The sequence below is a fragment of the Rhodococcus sp. Leaf225 genome, assembly GCF_001426145.1.
In the GTDB taxonomy this organism is placed as follows: Bacteria; Actinomycetota; Actinomycetes; order Mycobacteriales; family Mycobacteriaceae; genus Rhodococcoides.
This window is the reverse complement of record NZ_LMRN01000008.1, coordinates 16,152-37,475: the sequence shown is the minus strand read 5'-3', so window position 1 is coordinate 37,475 and position 21,324 is coordinate 16,152. Positions and strand designations below refer to the sequence as shown.

20 protein-coding genes are annotated in these 21,324 nt (G+C 63.9%); 3 read left to right on the top strand and 17 right to left on the bottom strand.

Translation table 11 applies throughout. The features are described from left to right. Positions 1-115: 115 nt before the first annotated feature. On the top strand, positions 116-910 hold the full coding sequence (locus tag ASG69_RS03640; RefSeq protein WP_056449458.1) for a DeoR/GlpR family DNA-binding transcription regulator: 795 nt from the start codon (positions 116-118) through the stop codon (positions 908-910). A 92-nt stretch (positions 911-1,002) separates the two neighbouring features. Here the strand turns inward: ASG69_RS03640 and ASG69_RS03635 are convergent, their stop codons facing one another. The 10 genes from ASG69_RS03635 to ASG69_RS03590 form a co-directional block, all read right to left on the bottom strand. Further along, positions 1,003-1,662 carry a TetR/AcrR family transcriptional regulator gene (locus ASG69_RS03635; protein ID WP_056449081.1) on the bottom strand — a complete coding sequence of 220 codons (660 nt, stop codon included), beginning with the start codon at positions 1,660-1,662 and terminating at the stop codon, positions 1,003-1,005. Positions 1,663-1,711: 49 nt separating this feature from the next. Further along, positions 1,712-3,223 (bottom strand): MFS transporter, encoded by a 1,512-nt coding sequence (locus ASG69_RS03630; protein ID WP_235578839.1) that lies wholly within the window; start codon positions 3,221-3,223, stop codon positions 1,712-1,714. Between the two features lie 113 nt (positions 3,224-3,336). Then, on the bottom strand, positions 3,337-4,305 hold the full coding sequence (locus ASG69_RS03625) for a zinc-dependent alcohol dehydrogenase family protein (protein ID WP_235578838.1): 969 nt from the start codon (positions 4,303-4,305) through the stop codon (positions 3,337-3,339). A gap of 89 nt (positions 4,306-4,394) precedes the next feature. Beyond that, the gene (locus tag ASG69_RS03620) at positions 4,395-5,333 is read right to left on the bottom strand and encodes an SDR family oxidoreductase (protein WP_056449073.1); all 939 of its coding nucleotides are present in this window, start codon (positions 5,331-5,333) and stop codon (positions 4,395-4,397) included. After that, entirely contained in the window at positions 5,330-6,544 is a 1,215-nt protein-coding gene (locus ASG69_RS03615) for a thiolase family protein (protein ID WP_056449071.1), read from the bottom strand. Before ASG69_RS03615 ends, ASG69_RS03620 begins: the two co-directional genes overlap by 4 nt. Beyond that, positions 6,541-6,984 (bottom strand): Zn-ribbon domain-containing OB-fold protein, encoded by a 444-nt coding sequence (locus ASG69_RS03610; RefSeq protein WP_056449068.1) that lies wholly within the window; start codon positions 6,982-6,984, stop codon positions 6,541-6,543. The genes ASG69_RS03615 and ASG69_RS03610 overlap by 4 nt, the downstream gene beginning before the upstream one ends. 23 nt (positions 6,985-7,007) lie before the next feature. Continuing rightward, the gene (locus ASG69_RS03605; protein WP_056449066.1) at positions 7,008-7,772 is read right to left on the bottom strand and encodes an enoyl-CoA hydratase/isomerase family protein; all 765 of its coding nucleotides are present in this window, start codon (positions 7,770-7,772) and stop codon (positions 7,008-7,010) included. Between the two features lie 79 nt (positions 7,773-7,851). Further along, positions 7,852-8,997, bottom strand: a complete 1,146-nt coding sequence (locus ASG69_RS03600) for an acyl-CoA dehydrogenase family protein (RefSeq protein ID WP_056449063.1) — start codon at positions 8,995-8,997, stop codon at positions 7,852-7,854. 6 nt (positions 8,998-9,003) lie between these two features. Then, positions 9,004-9,465, bottom strand: a complete 462-nt coding sequence (locus ASG69_RS03595) for a MaoC family dehydratase (protein ID WP_056449061.1) — start codon at positions 9,463-9,465, stop codon at positions 9,004-9,006. Further along, positions 9,462-9,938, bottom strand: a complete 477-nt coding sequence (locus ASG69_RS03590) for an FAS1-like dehydratase domain-containing protein (protein WP_056449058.1) — start codon at positions 9,936-9,938, stop codon at positions 9,462-9,464. Before ASG69_RS03590 ends, ASG69_RS03595 begins: the two co-directional genes overlap by 4 nt. Positions 9,939-10,003: 65 nt before the next feature. Between ASG69_RS03590 and ASG69_RS03585 the strand changes: the two genes are divergently transcribed. Continuing rightward, a complete protein-coding gene (locus ASG69_RS03585) occupies positions 10,004-11,272 on the top strand; it encodes an acyl-CoA dehydrogenase family protein (RefSeq protein ID WP_082544710.1) in 1,269 nt (422 codons plus the stop codon). A 78-nt stretch (positions 11,273-11,350) separates the two neighbouring features. Here the strand turns inward: ASG69_RS03585 and ASG69_RS03580 are convergent, their stop codons facing one another. Genes ASG69_RS03580 through ASG69_RS03560 form a run of 5 tightly spaced genes read right to left on the bottom strand, consistent with a single transcriptional unit; the run spans position 11,351 to position 17,374 of the window. Continuing rightward, complete coding sequence (locus ASG69_RS03580) at positions 11,351-13,756, bottom strand: CaiB/BaiF CoA transferase family protein (protein WP_056449051.1); 2,406 nt, start codon at positions 13,754-13,756, stop codon at positions 11,351-11,353. Beyond that, a complete protein-coding gene (locus tag ASG69_RS03575; protein ID WP_056449048.1) occupies positions 13,753-14,535 on the bottom strand; it encodes a crotonase/enoyl-CoA hydratase family protein in 783 nt (260 codons plus the stop codon). Before ASG69_RS03575 ends, ASG69_RS03580 begins: the two co-directional genes overlap by 4 nt. Beyond that, positions 14,532-14,996: a Zn-ribbon domain-containing OB-fold protein gene (locus ASG69_RS23245; RefSeq protein WP_056695666.1), complete on the bottom strand. Its 465-nt coding sequence runs from the start codon at positions 14,994-14,996 to the stop codon at positions 14,532-14,534. Before ASG69_RS23245 ends, ASG69_RS03575 begins: the two co-directional genes overlap by 4 nt. After that, positions 14,993-16,171, bottom strand: a complete 1,179-nt coding sequence (locus tag ASG69_RS03565) for a thiolase family protein (RefSeq protein ID WP_056449041.1) — start codon at positions 16,169-16,171, stop codon at positions 14,993-14,995. The genes ASG69_RS23245 and ASG69_RS03565 overlap by 4 nt, the downstream gene beginning before the upstream one ends. A gap of 36 nt (positions 16,172-16,207) precedes the next feature. Beyond that, a complete protein-coding gene (locus tag ASG69_RS03560) occupies positions 16,208-17,374 on the bottom strand; it encodes an acyl-CoA dehydrogenase family protein (RefSeq protein WP_056449039.1) in 1,167 nt (388 codons plus the stop codon). Positions 17,375-17,595: 221 nt separating this feature from the next. On the opposite strand from ASG69_RS03560, the gene ASG69_RS03555 reads away from it, so the two are divergent. Next, positions 17,596-18,312 carry a TetR/AcrR family transcriptional regulator gene (locus ASG69_RS03555; RefSeq protein WP_056449036.1) on the top strand — a complete coding sequence of 239 codons (717 nt, stop codon included), beginning with the start codon at positions 17,596-17,598 and terminating at the stop codon, positions 18,310-18,312. Positions 18,313-18,394: 82 nt separating this feature from the next. On the opposite strand, the gene ASG69_RS03550 is transcribed toward ASG69_RS03555, so the two are convergent. Beyond that, the gene (locus ASG69_RS03550; protein WP_082546981.1) at positions 18,395-19,720 is read right to left on the bottom strand and encodes an MFS transporter; all 1,326 of its coding nucleotides are present in this window, start codon (positions 19,718-19,720) and stop codon (positions 18,395-18,397) included. 205 nt (positions 19,721-19,925) lie between these two features. Then, positions 19,926-21,272, bottom strand: coding sequence for an MFS transporter (locus tag ASG69_RS03545; RefSeq protein WP_235578837.1), 1,347 nt, complete (start codon positions 21,270-21,272; stop codon positions 19,926-19,928). Between the last annotated feature and the right edge of the window lie 52 nt (positions 21,273-21,324).

The window sequence follows — 21,324 nt, the reverse complement described above, 5'->3', positions numbered from 1 at the left end:
GGTGTGATGTGGATTGCATTCGACGAGTATGGAAACGTCATGTGGAGCGCGCAATATGGATCGGCGAAACGATCAATAAAACTGAGCGAATCGAGAGAGAGTGGAAGCGACGACGATGTCGACGAATAGAACGGACCGGATGCGGACGATGCTCTCGACGCTCCGCGACCAGGGCGAGGTCGCGTCCCAGCAGTTGTGCGAACAGCTGGGAGTGTCACCCGCAACGCTGCGCAGAGACCTGAGCGAACTCGAAGGACAGGGTCTGTTGCAGCGCACTCACGGCGGTGCTCGCGCGCTCGATCCGAGTGGGAGCGACATTCCGGTGCGGCTGCGCGACCACCGGACTATCGCTGCGAAGCGGCGGATCGCTCAGCGCGCAGCGGCCCTGATTCCGGCGGGTCCGCAGTCGGTGGCACTGACCGGCGGAATCACCACTCAGGAGGTCGCTCGCTCACTCAAGGGCAGACCGAACATGACCATCGTGACCAATTCGCTCACCATTGCGGCCGACTGCGTCGTCGACACGCACATGAAGGTTTTCATGACTGGTGGACTGGTACGCGCGAACTCCCTCGAAGCAGTAGGGCCCATGTCCGAGTACGCCTTTCAGGTCATCACGGTCGGCACCGCTGTCCTCGGCGCCGACGGGATGTCTGCCGACGTCGGTGCGACGACGTACGACGAGGCCGAGGCACGTACCGCGATTGCCATGGCCGCCAACGCGCAGCGCGTGATCGTGGCGGTCGACGGCTCCAAGATCGGCAAGGTCACGCTCGCGAGGATGACGGCGTTGGATCGACTCGACCACCTCGTCACCGACTCGACCGCTGACCCGTCACAGCTCGAACGGATCGCCGAGCAGGGTGTTCACGTGCATGTCGTCGAGGTCACCTCCGGCGGCGACCGGTGAATGTCATCAGCAGATGGACGGCGCGCGATACCTCTCCGTCGAATGTCGACGGAGAACCCCTCGAACGCCTTGGGAGATTGTAGAGCCGGCGTTCACGTCGACAACGAGGATTCGCGCGTGCGTGCGACGACCGCCTCACTGATGGGCGCGACGCCCAGCGGGTGGGACGACGGCCGCAGGCCCGCCAGCAAGATCGCGGCCTGGCGGCGCCAGGCGACCGGCGCCGAGTCGCCTGTCGTTTCGATGATGCCCCGGAGGGACCAGAACACGAGATCGAGATCAGTCGCCACGGCGTCGGAACGAATAGTGCCGTGGCGTCGCGCATCGGCGAGAAGGGCCGCGCTCAGCCTTCGATATTCGTCACGCAGCGCCGAGCTCGCCTCGTCGGTCCAGATTCGGGCGAGGCATCCGCGGTTCTCCGCCTGCACCTCACCCAGTGCGAACACGAGTTGTTCCAATCCCCCGCCGCCCGAGACCGATCCAGCGTCACGAGCGAGTGACACTGCATTCTCCATGAACTCGTGCACGAGCTCGGCCACGAGTGCGTCCTTGGTGGGAAACCTCCGGTACAGAGTGCCGACTCCGACCCCTGCGGTCCGGGCGACATCCTCCACCCCGGCATCCATGCCACGCTCCGCGAAGACGGTCCGCGCGGCATCGAGAAGACGCCGCCGATTCTCAGCGGCATCTCGACGGAGTGGACGGGGCGCCGACGACGCGGCGTGGCCGTCCGGAAGGGAACCCTCGGTCATACGGTGATCCTCGATTGTGTGCGCGGATGGGCTGGGCACTATGACCGACCTACTCGGATTCGTCACCGACCACAGTTCCACCGGCGACCATAGCCAACTCTCCATGCCGCAATTGCACCTCGGGCTCTTCCTTGTGCGAACCCACCGTGTGCCGTGCGATACGCGGGATCACGAGTCCGAGAGCGCCGGCGAGCAACATGGCACCGGCCAGCACGAGGAAACCGTTGGTGTAACCCGATTCCGCGGGAGTTCCCGATTCTCCGGCGCCGGCCGCCACGACACTCGCCATGACCGCAGCTCCGATGGAGCCGCCGATGGTGCGAATATTGGCGTTCATACCGCTCGCGACTCCGGTCTGGTCACGCCGAACGGAATTGACGATGATGTTCGACATCGAGGAGAACGCAAGTCCGAATCCGATGCCCGTCAGGGCTGTCGCGCTGTAGATCTCCCATGCATGGTCATGGGCGAGCGCCAGCAGAAGCAGGCCTACGAAGGAGATCCCCGTCCCGACGACGAGTACATTCCTGGAGCCGAATCGTTGTGCCAGACGCCCGGCGACGAGTCCGACGAGGAACATGAGTACGGCGTTCGGCAACAGCATGACGCCTGATTCCGTGACCGACGCGCCGAATCCGTAACCGGCGGACACGGGTGTCTGAAGGAACGCCGGCAGAAATCCCAACATGGCGTACATCGCCACACCGAAAAGCAGAGCGACCATGTTGGTCGCCCACACGGACCTGGACGCCATCATGTTCATGTCGACCAGAGGGTGCGCGCTGCGACGCTCGACGAGGACCCACACGCTCCCGAGCACGATCGCCACTCCCAGGAGGCTCAGAATCGGGACGGAACCCCACCCTCGTGACGACGCCTGGCTGACGGCGATCAGCAAAGCGACGAGCCAGCCGGACAACAACGCGGCAGCTCCCCAATTGATTCGGCCGGGCGCCATTTCGTCGCTCTCCGGCACGAGCACCTGCGCTGCGGCGGCTGCGAGGATGACCATGATCATCGGGAACCAGAACAGCCACTCGTAGCCGAAAGTGGAGACGATCGGACCTGCGAGGACGATTCCGAAGCCCGCCCCCATCGCGGACAGCGCTGCGATGAGCCCTACGGCACCGCCCACTTCGGCCGCCGGGTATTCGTCCCTGATGATCCCGAAGGCCAGAGGGAGCACCCCGCCGCCTATGCCCTGAACAACCCGACCGATGATCATGACCGCCAGCGACGGCGCCACGGCCGCGAGCAGGGACCCGACCGCCAGCGCGACCAACGCGACGACGAACATCCGCTTCTTGCCCTTCACGTCGCCCAGGCGACCCATGATCGGCGTGAAGATCGACGCGGAGAGCAGATACGCGGTCAACACCCAGGTCACGTTCGACTGCGAGGTGTCGAGAGCTTCGCGAATCGTCGGTAGAGCGGGCATCACCAACGACTGCAGGAGGGCGAACGCCGCAACCCCCACAGCCAACACGGCGAACGTCGCCCGATAGTGGGTACGCGTCGAACTCGGCATCTTCTTCTCCTCGTTGGCTAAGCGGAGTGGCATCTCCGCTTGAACCGTAGCATGAAAGCGGAGTATGCACTCCGCTACCAGCCGAGGTCGACGCTGTCAGGTGATATGCGCGAACGAAGCCGAGGGATCACCGGTGCCGGCCGGAGTCATCCCGCCACGTCGATGACGACCTTTCCCACATGCTTTCCGCTCTCGAGGCGGCGGTAGGCCTCCCGGTAGTCGTCGAACGGGTAGATCCGATCGATGACGGGTCTGGTCTCCTCGGTAGCCATCGCGGCGAGAACCGCCTCGAAGTTCAGCCTGGGACCGACCCCGATTCCTGCGATGGTGATCCCGCGTCGCAGGATGTCGATAGGTGGAAGCCCACCACCAAATCCACTCGCGAATCCCACGAGTCCGATCTCCCCACCGACACGAGTGGACGCTGCCGACTTGACTATCGTCGCCTCGCCGGCAATGTCGATGACCTTGTCCACACCCTTCCCGTCGGTCAGTTCGAGGATCTCGCGATCCCACTCGGGAGTGGTGCTGTAGTTCACGACCGACTCCGCTCCGAGGCCCCTCAGGATGTCGGCTTTCTCGTCCGACGACGTGATGGCCAGTACTCGCGAACCGAAGATTCGTGCGAGTTGCAGACCGAACAGTGCGACACCACCGGTCCCCTGCACGAGGACGGTATGACCCGGCTGGAGCGGGGTTACCACGTTCATCGCCGACCACGCGGACACCGCGGCGCAGGGCAGTGACGCAGCCTCGACGAAGGACAGGTAATCCGGTAGATGGACGATCGCATTCTCGTGCACCAGGACATGATCGGCCAACATGCCGTCGACAGTCATACCCATGGCACTGGCACGGTGCTCCGGGAGTCTCGGTCCACCGACCCAGTGCACCGCGCAGTTCACCGACACACGATCCCCGACCTTCGCCCGCGTGACGGTGGAACCGACAGCCACCACCTCGCCCGCACCGTCCGAGAGTGGGACGCCGTCGACCTTCAGCGGGCCCGGGTACGTCCCGTCCAAAACCGTCTGGTCGCGGAAATTCAGGGATGCGGCGAACACCCGGATCAGGACGTCCTCGCGTCCGGGAGTCGGTGTGTCTTCCTCGTGCACGACCGGATCTCTACGATCGCCGAGCCGTGCGAGCCTGACTGCTTTCATCTATCGCTTCCTCGTTCTCGGGCGACCACAGGAGGTGCCGACTACGCCGTGTCCACTCGGACAGGTCGAATACCGTCCGTGCCCGAGTTCTCCGGCGCACGGTGAACCAGGTCGGCCATGACATCGTCCAGTTCCGCTGGGTCCCAACGTCGTCCCGCATCGACCGTCGGGCCGGCCTCCCAACCGTTTGCGAGGACGATACGACCGCCGCGAAGCCCGAAGACACGTCCTGTCACTCCCGCCGACCGTGTGCTACCCAACCACACGACGGCAGGGGCGATGTTCGCGGGATCGAAGGGGTCGAAGCCGTCCTCGGACTCGCCCGTCCACCCGGCCGCCTTGAAGACACCCTCGGTCAGCCTGCTCAACGCGGTCGGGTACACCGCATTGGCGGTGACGCCGTACCGGGCCAATTCCTGACTCGCCACCACGGTCAGCGAGGCGATTCCCGCTTTCGCGGCTGCGTAGTTGGCCTGTCCCACATTCGAATACAGACCGGAGGACGACGCTGTGTTGATGAGTCGGGCGTCGACGGCTTCGCCTGCCTTGCTGCGCTCACGCCAGTGGGCCGCTGCCCACCTAGTCGGTCCGAACGTTCCGCGCAGATGTACGCGTATCACCGAATCCCACTCGTCGATGGACATATTGGCGATCATTCGATCCCTGAGGATCCCCGCGTTGTTGACCAGAACGTCGAGTCGCCCGAATGTGGAGACGGCATCGTCGATCACGTTCTTGGCGCCGTCGAAATCGGCGACGTCGTTTCCGTTGACGATCGCTTCGCCGCCCATCTCGCGAATTTCCGCGACAACTTGCGCAGCCGGTGTGACCGACCCCGAACCCGCGCCGTCACCCCCGGCGCCGAGGTCGTTCACGACCACCTTCGCGCCTTGCCTCGCGAACTCGAGTGCGTACTCCCGGCCGATACCACGGCCCGCGCCCGTGATGACGACTACGCGATCTCGGCAAATTCCATTCATAACCCGCTCCGCTCCAGAATATGAATCGAGCAGGCAGAACCGAGCCCGATCACGTGGGTAAGTCCGATCTTCGCGCCCTCGATCTGTCGATCGCCCGCTTCTCCACGAAGATGCGTTGCCACTTCGAACAGATTGGCAACTCCTGTCGCGCCCAGGGGATGACCTTTCGAGAGCAACCCGCCGGATACGTTGACGGGAATCTCACCGTCTCGCCAGGGCGCCCGACGATCGATGAAATCGCCTGCTCCCCCTCGCTCGCACAGCTCGAGGTTGTCGTAATGAATCAATTCCGCGGTGGCGAAGCAATCGTGCAACTCCACCAGATCGAGATCGCTCGGACCGACGCCTGCGATCTCGTACGCCTGTCTCGCGGCGTTCCGGGTGAGGGTCGAGATATCCGGTTGCACGAGGCCGTCCGGCGACCACGGGTCCGACGTCAGTACAGACGCCGACATCTTGACAGCGCGCTTCTTCGTCTCCATGGGCATGGTCGCCAAGCGCTCCCCCGAGACGATCACCGCCGCCGCCGCGCCATCGCCCGTCGGGCAGCACATCAGCGTCGTGTTCGGGTATCCGATCATTTCCGCATTGACGATCTGCTCGAACGAGAATGCCTTCCGATACTGCGCGAGTGGATTCAGCGTCGAGTGCTGATGATTCTTCTCGGCTACCCGGGCGAACTGCTCGAAACCCACACCGTCGTTCTCGGATGCGTACCGCATTCCTGCCTGAGCGAAGATGCCCGGCATCATGGACGTGCCGAGGATCCCTTCGGTCGGCACCACGTGACCGTCGTGCCCGGTGGGAGTGAAGCGCTCCGGCACCTCCGGTGCGCCGGCGGCGCCCAGCAGACCCATCTTTCCCATCTGCTCGCATCCGACGGCGAGGCCCATGGTGGCTTCGCCGGCTTTGATCGCCTGCACCACGACACGAACCGCGGTGGCTCCCGTGGCGCACGCATTGAGAACGTTGAACGCCGGAATTCCGGTCTGGCCGATCAACTTCTGAATGCGCTGTGCTGGATACAGCCTCGCTTGATTCACGCTGCCCGCCGCGAGGACGTCCATGTCCGCGATGGTGACACCGGCGTCGTCGAGCGCATCGAGGGCCGCTTCGGCGCCCAGATCGAAGGCGTCGCGATCCGGATAGCGACCGAAACGGGTCATCGAAACACCGATCAACCACAGGGAGTCCGGGGCAATAGCAGTCATCGTGATTCCTTCGTCGCTGATGGTGCGGTGTCGGTCTTGTTCGGCGCGAACCCGAACGCCATTGCGACGGTTCCCTCGCTGTCTCGGCCCACTTCGTAGATCCGCAGGGTCGTCGACATACCGAGGCGAACGTGATCCGCGTCGGGTGGGCAGTCGATGATGTTCGCCTTCACGGTAGTTCCGTCGCTGAGGTCGACCAACGCGGACACGAAGGGAGTCACGACAGGCGCCGACGCCCTGTGAACGATGGAGAACGATCCGACGGTCCCGTCCTGCGGGAGCCGGCGTTCGACGAACGTGCGAGAACTGCACCGTGAACAAGCGATTCGAGTACCCAGGTAACTGGCGCCGCACGACGAACAATCGGTCGCGAGCAGATATGCCTCGTCACCGTCCAACTTCAGATAATTCACGATCGGAACCGCGGCATGCACGTGCATCTCCTTCTGCTCGGGCGGCGACGTCAGGCGCCGTGAAAATCGGGATCACGGCGCTCCGACATCGCGGTCACGCCTTCGGTGAAATCGGCTGTTGCCATCAAGCGCTCCTGCTCGCTGCGCTCCCGCGAGACGGCTGCACGGACATCGTCGACCAGAGTCCTGCGCATGGTTGCCCTGATCGACCGAACCGCCAACGGCGCGGACTGCGCAATCGTGAGTGCTCGGGCGCGAGCGCGTGCCCGGAGCTCATCGGCGGGGACGACGTCGTCGCACAGGCCGATGCTCTTCGCCTCGGCGGCGCCGACCCTGCGGCCCGTGAACAACAAGTCCAGGGCCGTCTGCGAGCCGACGACAGCGGGGAGCGTCGCCGTCATACCGAAGCCGTGGTGGAATCCCAGTCGAGCGAACGAGGCCGTGAATCTCGCATTATCGGCCACAACGCGAAAATCTGCGGCCAGAGCCAATCCGAGCCCTCCCCCGACGGCTGCACCCTGGACGGCTGCGACGATCGGCAACGGCTGCTCGAACAGCGTGATCGCGACGTCGTAGAGATGTGGGCCCTCCGCGGCGCCGGAGCTCGACATCGGCTTCAAACGCGCTCCTGCACAGAAGTTCCGGCCTTCACTGCACAGTACGACCGCCCGACACCCGTCCTCGGCCAACTCGTTCAGCGCCTCGCCGAGCCTCTGGATCAACGCTGTGTCGAAGTAGTTGTCAGGGCCGCGGCGCATCTCGATCGTGGCGACGTGATCCGCTGCCGACTCGACTTCGATATCGCCGTTACCCATGGACCGAACATAGTCGACATGTAAGTCGAATACAATAGCGTCGTGACGCCGACTCACGCCCCGGCTGCATCCGACGTCGCTAGAATCCGAGGTCGCGGCCGATGATCTCCTTCATGATCTCGTTCGACCCTGCCCAGATCTTCGTGACACGGGCGTCCCGCCACGCCCGGGCGACCCGGTACTCGTTCATGTATCCGTAACCACCGTGCAGCTGCAGGCACCGATCTATCACGTCGTTCTGGATTTCTGCCGACCACCATTTCACCTTCGCCGCGTCGACCGCCGACAGTGTCCCCTCGACGTGGGCCATGATGGCCTGGTCCAGAAATGCTTGTGCAGCGTCGATCTTCGTGACCATCTCCGCGAACGTGAACTTGTTGTACTGGAACGATCCGATTGCCTGCCCGAAGGCCTTCCTGTTCTTCGCGTACTCGATCGTCTCCTCGAGAATTCGGGATGCGTGCGCGACGTTGGAGACGGCACATCCGAGACGCTCCTGAGGCAAGCGCTCCATCATGTGGATGAACCCCCGATCGACCTCGCCGATCACCGCAGACTGATCCACGAACACGTCGTCGAAGAACAGTTCGGCCGTGTCGGATTCGACCTGTCCCACCTTGTCGAGTTTGCGTCCGCGACTGAAACCGGGCATCGCCGCTTCCACCCCGAACAGCGAAATTCCGCGTGCGCCGCCACCGGGGGAGGTACGTGCCGCGACCACGACGAGATCAGCCGAGTAACCATTGGTGATGAAGGTCTTCGACCCGTTGAGAACCCAACCGTCACCGTCTCGCACGGCGGTGGTCTTCAGCGCTGCAAGATCCGAACCTCCACCGGGCTCGGTCATCCCGATCGCCGTCAACGTCTCCCCCGAGCAGAACCCCGGTAACCACTTGTCCCGCTGCGACGGCGAGGCGAGCTCCGTCAGATACGGAGCGACAACGTCGATGTGAATGCCGAGGCACGACGACAGAGAGGCCGAGACCCGAGCGAACTCCTCGGTGATGACGGCCGTGTACCGGTAATCCTGTGCATCGGATCCGCCGTACTCTTCGGGTACCTGAAGGCCGAGGAAGCCGTGCTTGCCGGCCTCGATCCAGACATCACGCGGAACCGTTCGCTTCTCGACGAGTTCATCGGCACGAGGCACGACGTTCCGCTCGAGGAACGTACGGACCGATTCGCGAAATGCCTCGTGGTCGAGGTCGAAGATGGTGCGACGCATGATGTCTTACTCTCTCGACGATGTGGATTCCGAACATTGCGGTAGTCGGTCGGGTATCGAGTCGAGAACCAGATCGGCCGACCCCTTGTACACGGCGCGGCCGTGCTGGTTACTGGTCACGAGGTCGAGGGTGACGACGTCTCGGTCGCCACGATCCTGCGTTCCCGCCACGGTCGCGGTCATGGTCAGCGAATCTCCCGGCCATACCTTGTCGAGGAATCGGCCTCCGAAACGAAGCACCGGCGCAGTACCGAACAGGGTTCGGAGACCGTGCGCCGTCATGCCCGCCGTCAGCATTCCGTGCGCGAAGACCGACGGGCTCTTGGCGACCTCGACGGCGTACCTCTCGTCCGTGTGCAACGGGTTGTAATCGCCCGAAGCGCCTGCGTACTGGACGATCTGAGTTCTCGTGAGATCGTCGACCAACACGCACCGGTACTGACGGCCGATGATTGCAGCGTCGATCATCGGAGTTCTCCCTTCTCCTTGACGATGACGCTGACACTGCGCATCGTGAGCACGGGCTCTCCGGAGGAATCCACGACATGCGTCAGCGTCTCGAAGAATTCGAGTTCTCCCCCCTTCGAGCTGGTCTTCGTCCACCTCGCCCCGGGAGACCGGGTAGACGTCAGCTCGTCCCCGACACGTATCGGTCGGTGGTACTCGAAGTGCTGCTCGGCGTGCAATCGAGTTCCCTCCACTGCGGTGGGTCGCGGCGTCCCGGCCTCGCGGCCCGAGCCGAACCACGGACGGGCGCTGGTGGGCCGTAACTCGTTATCCGGGTCGAACTGCGCCGCCGCGACCGGGAACGTCACCGGCACGGATTCGTCGCCAGGCTCGGGCAACGACGCGTCCAGCTCCCCCAGCGCTCGCGCGAACATCATCACGTGAGACGGATCGACGCGCATCGTCACGACATGTTCTTCACCGATCTGCGACATGAGTGCCGACTGTACAGACGGAATCCACACTCGACAAGAGTGTCGAATAGCCTTAAAGTGCCCCTATGACCATTACTTCTGCGATCGACGCGCCGCCGGCAACCGCCGTGGAGTTGCGCGAGCAAGTTCAGCGATGGGTCGCCGAGAACTGGGATCCGGACCGAAGCCTCGTGCAGTGGAGGACCCTGCTTCTCGACGCGGGCTGGGCCGTACCCGCCTGGCCGCGGAACTGGCATGGACGCGGGTGGCCGGAGTGGACGGACCCTGCCGTCGCGGAGGCGATTCTTGCCGCCGGCGCCGTGGGGACTCCAGTCGGAAACGGCACCATTCTCGCCGGACCCACAATCCTGACCCACGGGAGCGACGTCGTCCGCGAGCGCTTCCTGCGTCCGATCCTCACCGGACAGGAGTCCTGGTGCCAACTGTTCAGTGAGCCCGGTGCCGGCTCCGACCTGGCCGGTCTCACCACGCGAGCGGTTCTCGACGGCGACGAGTGGGTTGTCAACGGTCAGAAGCTGTGGAATACGAGTGCGCACCACGCCGACTTCGGCATTCTGGTGGCGCGGACCAACTGGGACGCGCCGAAGCACCGTGGACTCACCTACTTCGCAATTCCCATGAATCAGCCCGGTGTCGAGGTTCGTCCACTTCGGCAGATGAACGATTACAGCTCGTTCAACGAGGTCTTCTTCACCGACGCCCGGATTCCCAAGGAATATGTGATCGGCGAGGTGGACGACGGCTGGTCCGTCGCCCTGACCACGCTTGCGTTCGAGCGACGCGCGGGGACTCTGGTTCGACCGGACTACTCCACCGCGCCCGGCCGAGCACTCGACGAGGCGAGGCACGAGGCCGAGCACTACTTCGAGACATACCGGTGGTATCCCCAGCGCCTCGGTCGAGTCGACCTGGTCGTCGAGCGGGCCATCGCAACGGGTCGAGCCCAGGATCCTGTCGTTCGGCAGGAGATTGCACGGCTGCTCACCACACAGCGAACAACCAGATGGACCGCTGACCGGGCACGCGCCGCTCAGCAACTCGGCCGGCCCCCGGGCGCCGAGGGCTCACTCGGCAAACTGGCGCTCAGCAAGCTGGCCAAGCAAGCAAGCAAGGTTCACACCCTCATCGAGCAGGCCGACGGCATGCTCGCCGGTTCCGACGCACCGCTCGACGGCATCATCGCCGAGGTTCTACTGTCCGTTCCTGCACAATCCATCGCCGGCGGCACCGACGAGATCCAGAAGAACATCATCGGCGAGAAGGTTCTCGGACTTCCGCGTGAACCGGTCGTGGGCAAGAATCTGCCGTTCCGCGAGGTTCCGCGAAGCAGCTGAATGTCGGACGAACAACTCTGGCCCCGTCGTCGACGGGGCCAGAGTTCTTTGCGGTCCGTGCAGCGCAGACTCGAACAGCTAGGCAGATACCGGCGTCGGTGACTCCTCGAGGACCCCTGCATCGAGTGCTGACTCGATCTGATCGTCGGTCATGCCGAGCAACTCGGCTGCGATGTCGCGCGTGTGTTCACCGTGCAAGGGAGCAGGATCGAGGACAGGGTCTGCCATCCGCGTGGAAGGACACAAGCCGTTCTCCATGATGATCGGACGTCGGACCAAGGGGTGCGTCACGGTTCTGAAGAAACCGCGCGCCTGCAGATGCTCGTCCGATCCGAATTCGCCGACGTGCCTCATAGCGCCGGCCGGAACACCCACTCCCTGCAGCGCTCGGGCGACCTCGGCGGGATCGCGAGTACTGGTCCACGAGGTCACGGCCCTGTCGATCTCGGCCCGATCGGCGATCCGCCCCGCGACGGTGTCGAACGCCGAATTCGACAGGGTCGCGGCGTCGACGACCTCGAGCATTCTCGACCAGTCGTCGTCATCGCGGACGTTGATCACGCACCACGCGTCGTCGCCGGCGCACCGGTACACACCGGACGGCGCCTGACTGTCGATCGAGTTTTCGTGTGGCACCGCGGTTCCGGGCTCGATCGACTCTGCGAGGAAGAGATCGGACATCGCCACGAGGATTGCTTCCGCTTGAGACGCCTCGACAAGTGCACCGACTCCGTGGTGCCTACGCGAGATGAGACACGCCAGCACAGCGATGTCGACCACCCTTGCTTCCAGATGGTCCGGGTAGACGGTGGCCGAATCCCCGAATCGGCCACCGTCGCCCGCATCGCGCCACAGACTTGTCAGGCCCGACACCCCGCGAACCAGCGGGCCGTATCCCATCCAGTTGCTCCACGGCCCGGTTGCTCCCATCGCACTACTCGTGGCAACCACAACTCTCGGATTCATCTCACGAAGGGCACTCGGGCCGATCCCCAGCTTGTCGAGAGTTCCGGGCTTGAAGTTCGACAGCACGACATCGGCCTGCTCGACCAAACGCCGAAAGATGCTCCTGCCGTTGTCACTTCGCAGATCGACGCCGAAACTGCGTTTGCCCCGTTGCGCGATGGCGAAGCGTCGAGTCATCGGACGTTGCAGTACGGCTCGTGAACCGTCCGGGTACGCCCGATTCTCGACCTTGATCACGTCGGCGCCCTGATCGGCGAACAGCCGCCCCGATTCCGCACCCATGACGATGACGCCGAGATCGAGCACACGAATTCCCTGCAGGGGAAGTCTGCGTTCCGCGGGTACGGGTGTCGGAGACGGAGTACTCGTGAGATACGGAACGATGCTGTCGAGCAGATGTTGATGCTCGCCCAACTCGGGTGCTCTCCGCCGGATTCCGGCCCGCTCTCCGTCCAGCTCGACGAGGCCGGACGGAATCTTGCCCACGACTCCGGGTGCGACCTCGAGGTCGACGAATGCACCTCGGGCGGCGAAGTGTTCGCTGTCGAGTACCGCGTCGGGGGTCAGGACGGGCGCGATCGGCACGCCTCGTCGCTGGCCCTCCACTACGAGTTCCATGGACGTGCGCTCGGCGAACAGTTCTGCGATATACGGATTGACCAGATCGGCCTGGGCGTATCGCCTGTGCGCCAGCTCGAGCTCCGGATCGGCCAGAGCATCCGGCTCACCCAACCACTGTCGAATGGCGCGCCATTGTCGGGCGGCCAGCACGACGATGCGCACGTGCCCGTCACGACAGGGAAAAATCGGGTACGGCTGGAATGCGGAACGATCCTGGCTGGTCTCTCCGTCACCCGTCGCAGCCGCCGCAGTTCCGATCGAACCGAACGGGGGGTCGAGCACCTGCGCGACGGCATCGGAGATCGAGAAGTCCAGGTAGTCCCCCGCGCCCGACTCGAGGCGGTTCCAGTACGCCAGTAGCGTGGCCCATGCGGCTTGGATCGACGCCGACTCGTAGGCCAGAGCGCCAGGGGGCATCATGGGCGCCGCGTCGGGCGATCCGGAACGACTCAGTATTCCCGCTACGGCCATCTGCACCCAATCGGTGGCCACCTCGTCCCTGCGTGGGCCGGTCTGCCCGAAGTCGGTGATCGACACCACCACGAGCTGGGGTAAACGACGCTGTACGTCGATCGGATCGAGGCCGATCACGGATAGTGTTCCTGGAGCCGAGGTTTCGATCCAGATGTCGGCGGTGGCCAGCAACCCCAGAAAAGTGGCGCGCCCGTTCTCGTCGTCCAGGTCGATGACGACGCTCGACTTGTTTGCGTTGTGCGTGGCGAAGTATGTGCTGACGCCTCTGCAGATCGGTTCGCAGGTGCGGCTCGACGCGCCCCCGGGGGGTTCGACAAGGATCACCTCGGCGCCGAGGTCGGCCAGGTAGCGACCACACATCTCGCCCTTACCATCGGACGTGTCCACTACTCGAAGTCCCGCCAGCGGCTTGTTCCCGGTCATTTCCCAGTCCAGTTCGGTTGGCGCTTCTCCGCGAAAGCGCGTGGTCCTTCGGTTGCGTCCTGGCTCCGGAACACCTCTCGGCGAAGGGAGTCGAACTCCTCGAGCGCATCGGACTCGCCGATCGAACTCGACCGACGCGCAACGGCCTTGGAATAACGGACAGCCAACGGCGCGCCCTTGCATATCAGGTCCGCGAGCTCGAGTGCACCACCGAGAGCTCCGCCGTCGGGAGTGACGCGATTGACGAGCCCCAGGTCGAAGGCTCGCCGCGCGGTGATGGGCTCCCCGGTCAGGATCATCTCCAGGGCAACTGCCGGAGGAATTCTGCGCGAGAGCTTCTCCACACCGCCGGCGGCGGCCACGATCCCCCGCCTGACCTCCGGCAGCCCGAACGATGCACGTTCGTCCGCCACGACCAAGTCGCATGCCAAGCAGATTTCGGTGCCACCACCGAGCGCGAAACCGTTCACGGCTGCAATCACCGGTTTGCGGAACGTCCGCGACGTGAAACCGGCCAACCCGCCGAGCTCGGGAACGACGGGGCGACCTTCCTTCATGGACTTCAGGTCGGCGCCCGCGCAGAATGCTTTGTCACCAGCACCTGTCACCACCAACACGCGAACACGATCGTCTTCTTCGAATATGTCTATCGCGCCGGCCATCTCGACGGTGACTGCTCGACTGATCGCATTTCGCGACGCGGGTCGGTTGATCGTGAGTAGCCCGACCGAGCCACGCCGCTCGGCCAGAACCAGCTGATCCGCATGGTCGACTGTCATCGTGGTTGCTCGCTTTCGGGGTGCTCGACGGTCGGTGCGAAGACAGGCACCGGTTCACCGGTGCCCAGCGTCAGGAATTCGAGGTGCATGTCCATGCCATCGCTCAGCGATGCGGCGCGAACGCCGGGCAGAGCGGTATACATCCACGGACCTTCGGACAGTTCCACGATGCCGATCACCGGCGGTCCCCCGTTACTACTGGACAATTCGGTGCTGATCGCCGGCGAATGATCCACTGCCCACGTCACGAGGGTGGCTGTACCCCGCGCGGCACGCCACTCCAGTTCGCTGCCGTCGCGGCAACGTCTGACGTGCGGGGCGTAGAAGTGGTCGCACGTCTGGCACACCCGAATCAGGAGCGTTCCGCTCCGTGCGGCATCGAAGAAAGGCGCTGACGCGGCGTTGCGTTCGACGGTGTACTGCTGCGCCGCCGTCGTATTCGAGACTGATCTCTCGCTCATCGAGACTGCGCTCCCAGGACAAGGGTGCTGTGGTGATCGAGGATCCCACCGTTGCCACTCACGATGGCGGTCTCGTGCCGTGGGACCTGACGGGCACCGCCCTGGCCGCGGATCTGGATGATCGCTTCGGACAGCGGAGTCATCCCCCACAGGTAGAAGCTGGACAACTGTCCGCCTCCCGTGTTGGTCGGCAACGCGCCTCCCGGTGCCAGAGCACCACTGGCCGCGAGTGCGCCGCCCTCGCCCTTGTCGCAGAATCCGTAATCTTCCAATGTGACCAGGACCGTGTACGTGTAGCAGTCGTAGATCTGCCGGACGTCGATATCGGCAGGGGTCATGCCGGCCATCTTCAGAGCTGCAGGCCCGGCTGCGGCGGCGCCCGTCGTCAGACCCCAGTCCGATCCGCGTTCCATCAGGTAGCCCGGGTGGCTCTGTGCCCAGCCTCGGACATGAACCGGAGGTTGGGCCAGATCCCGTGCGCGTTCTTCTGTGGTCACGACGACGGCCACACCGCCGTTGGACACCATGCAGCAATCGAGTAGATGTAGCGGCTCCACGACCCACCGTGATGCTTGGTGGTCGGCCACAGTGATGGGCTCCTGGAACCTGGCGCGCGGATTCGACGCTGCCCACGCGCGTTGCCCGACGGCGATCGCGCCCAACTGCTCGCTCGTCGTGCCATACCGGTTCATGTGCCTGCGCGCGGCAAGCGCATAGCCGCCGTTCGGATTTCGGGGGCCTGCCACGGTGGACAACCCGCGGAAACCGGTACCGACCGCGCCGGCCGACGGGCGGTACGCATCACGCGCGCGCTTCGATGCTGTCAAGGGAGCATCGGCGTGGACACACACCACGGTGGTGGCAAGGCCACCGGCAATTGCCAGAGCCGCCAACTGGATCTGCGCGTTCGCGGTCGACCCCGCCTGCGAAATCTGGGTCAGCAAGCCGAGGTCCCGAAGCCCGAGCCTGCTTGCCAGCTTCACATCGACTCCACCGGACTTGCCGCTGGAGGTCACCAGTCCGTCGACGTCGTCGAGGGTGAGTCCGGCGTCGTCCAGAGCGAGATGAACTGCTTCCGTGGCGAAATCTGCAGCCGATCGGCCGTCGACCGTGTTGTCTGTCATTCCGAGCCCGACGATCGTGCCGTAGGACCCCTCACCGGCAGGCAATCTCATGTCGCCCTCACCTCTGTCGTTTCGCGAATCCTCATGTCACAGCCCGATGCGGTCGGCGAAGATCTCACGCCAATGTGTGGGATTGCCGAACAGGAGCTCCGAGGATTTGGCACGTCTGAAGTACAGGTGCGCCGGGTGTTCCCACGTGAATCCGATACCCCCGTGAATCTGGATGTTGTCGGTCGCAGCGTCGAGATACGTCTCCGAGCAGTACGCCTTGGAAAGAGCCGCAACCTCGGCGAGCTCCTCGCCACCCTCGACGCTGCACCACGCACCCTGGTAGGCAGCGGATCTCGCCGATTCGACTTCCAACAACATGTCCGCGCACCTGTGTTTGATCGCCTGAAAGCTTCCGATCGGCCTGCCGTACTGAATGCGCTCCTTCGCGTACCGAACTGCCATCTCCAGAACGTGCTGAGCTCCACCCACCTGTTCTGCCGCCAGTCCGACGACTGCCAGGTCGAGCACCTTGTCCAGAACGGGCTCACCCTGCCCCTCGGTGCCGATCAATGTCGCGGGCGTCTCGCAGAACTCGAGGCGCGCCTGCTTCCGGGTGGGGTCCAGCGTGGTCAGCAACGTTCTGGTCATTCCGGGCGCATCCCCCGGAACCGCGAAGAGCGACACGCCGGACGTGGACCGAGCCGCAACGAGTACCAGGTCGGCCGTGTGACCGTCAGTCACGAAGGAGCTGATTCCGGTGATGGACCAGCCGGTCTCCGACTCACGGGCAGTTGCCGAGATTCCGTTCGCGTCCCACCGCCCGCGATCGTCTGTGAATGCGAGTGTCGCGATCGTCTCACCGGACGCGATGCCGGGAAGGTAGGAACCCTTGGCATCGTCGTCACCACTGAGCATCACCGCGTTCGCCGCAAGGACGACCGTCGAGAAGTAGGGGGCACAGACCAATGCCTTGCCCATTTCCTCGAGCACCAGAGCGATCTCGAGGTGCGAGAACCCGGAACCTCCGTACTGCTCGGGGATTCCGAGACCCTGGAGGCCGAGGCCTTCTCCCATCTCTCGCCACAACGCTGCGTCGTAGCCGTCGGATGTCTCCATGAGTCGCCGCACCTCGGATTCCGGTGACCTGCTCCCGAAGAAGTCCGCGAGCACGGATCTGAACTCTTCTTGCTCTGCGGTGAAGATCAAGTTCGGCACCGGCCCACATCCCTCCGTCGACAGCCGATCGAGATGACCGGCGTGCATTCTCGGCGGACCCGTAGGCAACGGCGCCGAGGCGATGATCACAGATTAGCCCCATTCGACATCATTGTCGATACTCTACGAGGCTTTGCGCGACGACACCGATGTGCCGTCATCGACGAGGACATGACGTGCGGGTCCACTAAGCTCTCGAGGTGTAGCGGGACCTCTGCTCGACAAGAGTGACGGCCGCACATCGCTCGTCTCGCTCGACGAAGGAGGAAATGGTGCCTCGTTCCACGACGCCCTCGGCCGGCCGCGGAAAGAAATCCGGTCCGCTGACACGCGGTGGATGGACACCCGTCGGTACAGCTGCGGAACGCCGCGCCAACCACGCATCCAAGGGAACAGCTCGGGGAGAACGTACGAGGCGTGGCCTACTCGATGCCGCTCGACGAGTCTTCGAGAACATCGGTTACATCGATGCCGGGGTCGAGGACATCGTGAAGGAAGCAGGAGTTGCGCGGGGAAGCTTCTACACATACTTCGAGGACAAACTGGAAGTGTTTCGCATCCTGTCCGCCGAGGTGAACCAAGCGGTACTGGAAGCCGCGACTGCGGAGCCGACGAAGTCTCTCGGTCCGATCGCCCGTCTGCACGAATCGAACCTCAGATACATCGCGACCTACGAGCAGCATGCCGCCATGTACGGACTGGTCGAGCAGGTCGCGACCATCGACCCCGAGGTGCACACGGACCGAACCAGGAGGAGACGCGACCACGTGGCGCGCGTGGCGGACACGATCCGGCGATGGCAACATCGCGGGATAGCCGACACCACGATCGACGCGGAGACGACTGCCGGTCTGCTCGTCTCGATGACCTCGAATTTCAACTACTGGTGGTTCGTCGGCAACGAGTCACACGATCATGACGAAGCAGCGACAGCGCTCACCGATGCGTGGGTGCGCACCATCGGCCTGAGCAGGGACAAGGGCTGAATCGTCCTACTCTGTGCTACGACGTCGACTGCGGAACAACGATTTCGTTCTCGTTGTCCCGCAGTCGCACTGCACCCGTCCGTCAGTGAATCACGTCGGACTTGTCCCGCGGAGCACTCGACGTCGACACCGAGGCCCGACGGCCGGCAGCTGTATGGCCGTTGGTGCGCAACAGCACTGCTACCGACAGCAGTGACAGCAGACTCATGGCGACCAGGTACCACCCGACCGCGTACGCACCGAATTCGGACGTCAGAGTGGTCGCGATCAGGGGCGCCAGACCACTGCCGACGATCAGCCCGATCGTGTAGCCGATCGAGATGCCGGCGTACCGGACCTCCGGGGGAAAGCACTCGGCGAGAAAGACACCCATGACACCCATGTTCATCGCCAACGGGATGCACAGGACGACGCAGCCCACCAACGCGAGCCAGGCGTTGCCACTACCCACCAGCCACAGCCAGGGGAAAGCCCATACGGCGAGTCCGACCATTCCGGCAACGATGCACTTCGGCCTCCCGATGCGATCGGAGAGCCTGCCCGCCGCGACCATGAATGCGAAGGCGCAGATCATGGTCACCATGATGATCTCGAGCATCGTCTGACGACTGAACCCGACTGTGCCCGTGCCGTACGACAGACCGAACACGGCCAACACGTAGAACGAGACACCCGCACTCAGGCTGATGCCGGCAATGAGCAGACTCCGCAGCGGGTACTGACGAACGATGGTCAGCGCCGGTGACCGATCCTGTCGGCCGGCCGACTTCACCTCGGCGAACGCGGGGCTCTCCTCGATGGTTCGCCGGAGATAGAAGCCGAGGAAGATCAGAACGGCGCTCAGGATGAACGGGATACGCCATCCCCAGGAAAGCAGAGCCTCCTCCGGCAACGCGGTGATCGGAAGGAACACGAGGGTTGCGAGCACGAGCGCCAACGGACCACCAGCAGTGGTGAAACTGCCGAAGAACCCACGTCGTTCGACCGGGCTGTGTTCCATCGTCAGGACGACGGCGCCGCCGTACTCACCGCCGAGGGCGAAACCCTGCACGGCGCGCAGGAGGACCAGCAGGATCGGCGCGGCGACGCCGATGGTTGCGAATGTCGGCAGCACTCCGATGAGGACCGTGGCCACACCCATCATGGTCAGCGTCAGAATCAGCATGGGACGGCGACCCACCTTGTCACCGAAGTGCCCGATCACGATGCCGCCCAACGGCCGGAAGAAGAATGCCACCGCGAAGGTGGACAGTGATGCCAACGTGCCACCGAATTCTCCGAGACCGGGGAAGAACACCTTGTTGAAGACGAGAGCTGCTGCTGTCGCGTATACGAAGAAGTCGTAGTACTCGATTGTCGTGCCGATGAGGCTGGCCCCCGCCGCAAGCCGAGGTTGCATTTTTGGCATGCGAACATCCTTCCGTGGAATGGACCGACCTCGGGCTCGAGGAACGTCCGACGATGTGATGTGTTTCACTTACCGGAGGAACGTACCCGACATGCATGTCGATTGCAATGCTTGATTCTGCCCGCTTGCGGCGGCCGAACCGCCGGCAAGGAATCCCAAAATTACTGTCCGACACGAAACTTCGGACGACCTCACGAACGGACACTCACGCGATCGCCCGCGGCTCCCTCGGAATCGCCAATGCCGCGAACACACTGAGCAACATGGCGCCTGCGAGGACCAGAAAGCCGACGGTGTAACCGGATTCGGCGGGTACGCCCGACGGATCGACGTTCGCCGCGACGACGCCGGCCACGACCGACGCACCGAGGGATCCACCGATCGTCCGAATGTTGGCATTCACCCCGCTGGCCATCCCGGTTCGATGCCGGGGTACGGAGCGGACGACGATGCTCGACATCGAGGCGATAGCCAAACCGAATCCCACTCCGGTCAACGAGGTCACGAGAAAAATGTGCCACTGGCGGGTGTGCACGAAGGCCAAGGTCACCAATGCGGCGAACGAGATGATCGTCCCCGCTACGAGGATCGCACGGTATCCGAATCTGCGGGCGAGTCCGCCGACAGAGGATCCGGCGATAAAGACGAACACCGACTGGGGCAGAAGCATCAACCCCGAGTGGGTGACCGACGCACCGAATCCGTATCCGTGGTCCGTAGCGGTCTGGAGAAACGCAGGAAGAGTGCTCATCAAGGCGTACAGGGCAACACCGAAAAGCAGTGCGACGAGGTTCGTCGCCCACACATGACGGGCGGCCATCAGTCGGATGTCGATGAGCGGCGAGTCACTACGAGTCTCGATGAGGATCCACAGAGTGCACAGAACGAGGGCGACGACGAGGAGACCGATGACCGAGACGGAGGTCCAACCCCGCTGCGGTGCGACATCGATGGCGACCAGAAGCGCCACCAGCCAACCCGACATGGCCAGTGCCGCCCGTACACTGATCGAATCGCTTGCACGTTCCGCACTCTCGGGGATGAACACCTGCGCTGCAACTGCCGCGGCGACGACGACGACCATCGGTATCACGAAGAGCCATCGGTAATTCAACGTCGAGAGTATCGGCCCGGCGAGCACCAACCCGAGGCCGGCACCGGACGCAGTCAGCGCGGCGATGAACCCGACCGCGCCGCCGACCTCGTCCGGTGGAAATTCGTCACGGATGATTCCGAACGCCAACGGCAGTACGCCGCCGCCGATTCCCTGGATCACCCGAGCGAGAATCATGAACGGCAGAGTGGTTGCCAACGCCGCGGCCAGCGACCCGAGCGCCAGCGCGACGAGGACGATAACCAGGAACCGCTTCTTGCCGTATCTGTCACCCAGCCGACCCACGATCGGTGTGAAGATGGACGCAGACAGCAGATATGCCGTCAGTACTCGCGTGACGCCGGCGTGAGAGGTTCCCAGTTCGTCTCGGATCGTCGGGAGAGCCGGCGTCACCAGCGACAGCATCAGCGCGAAGGACACCACACCGGCGGCGAGCACCGCGAACGTCCTACGGTGGTGAGATCCATCGGCACCGTCATGCATCGGTCTC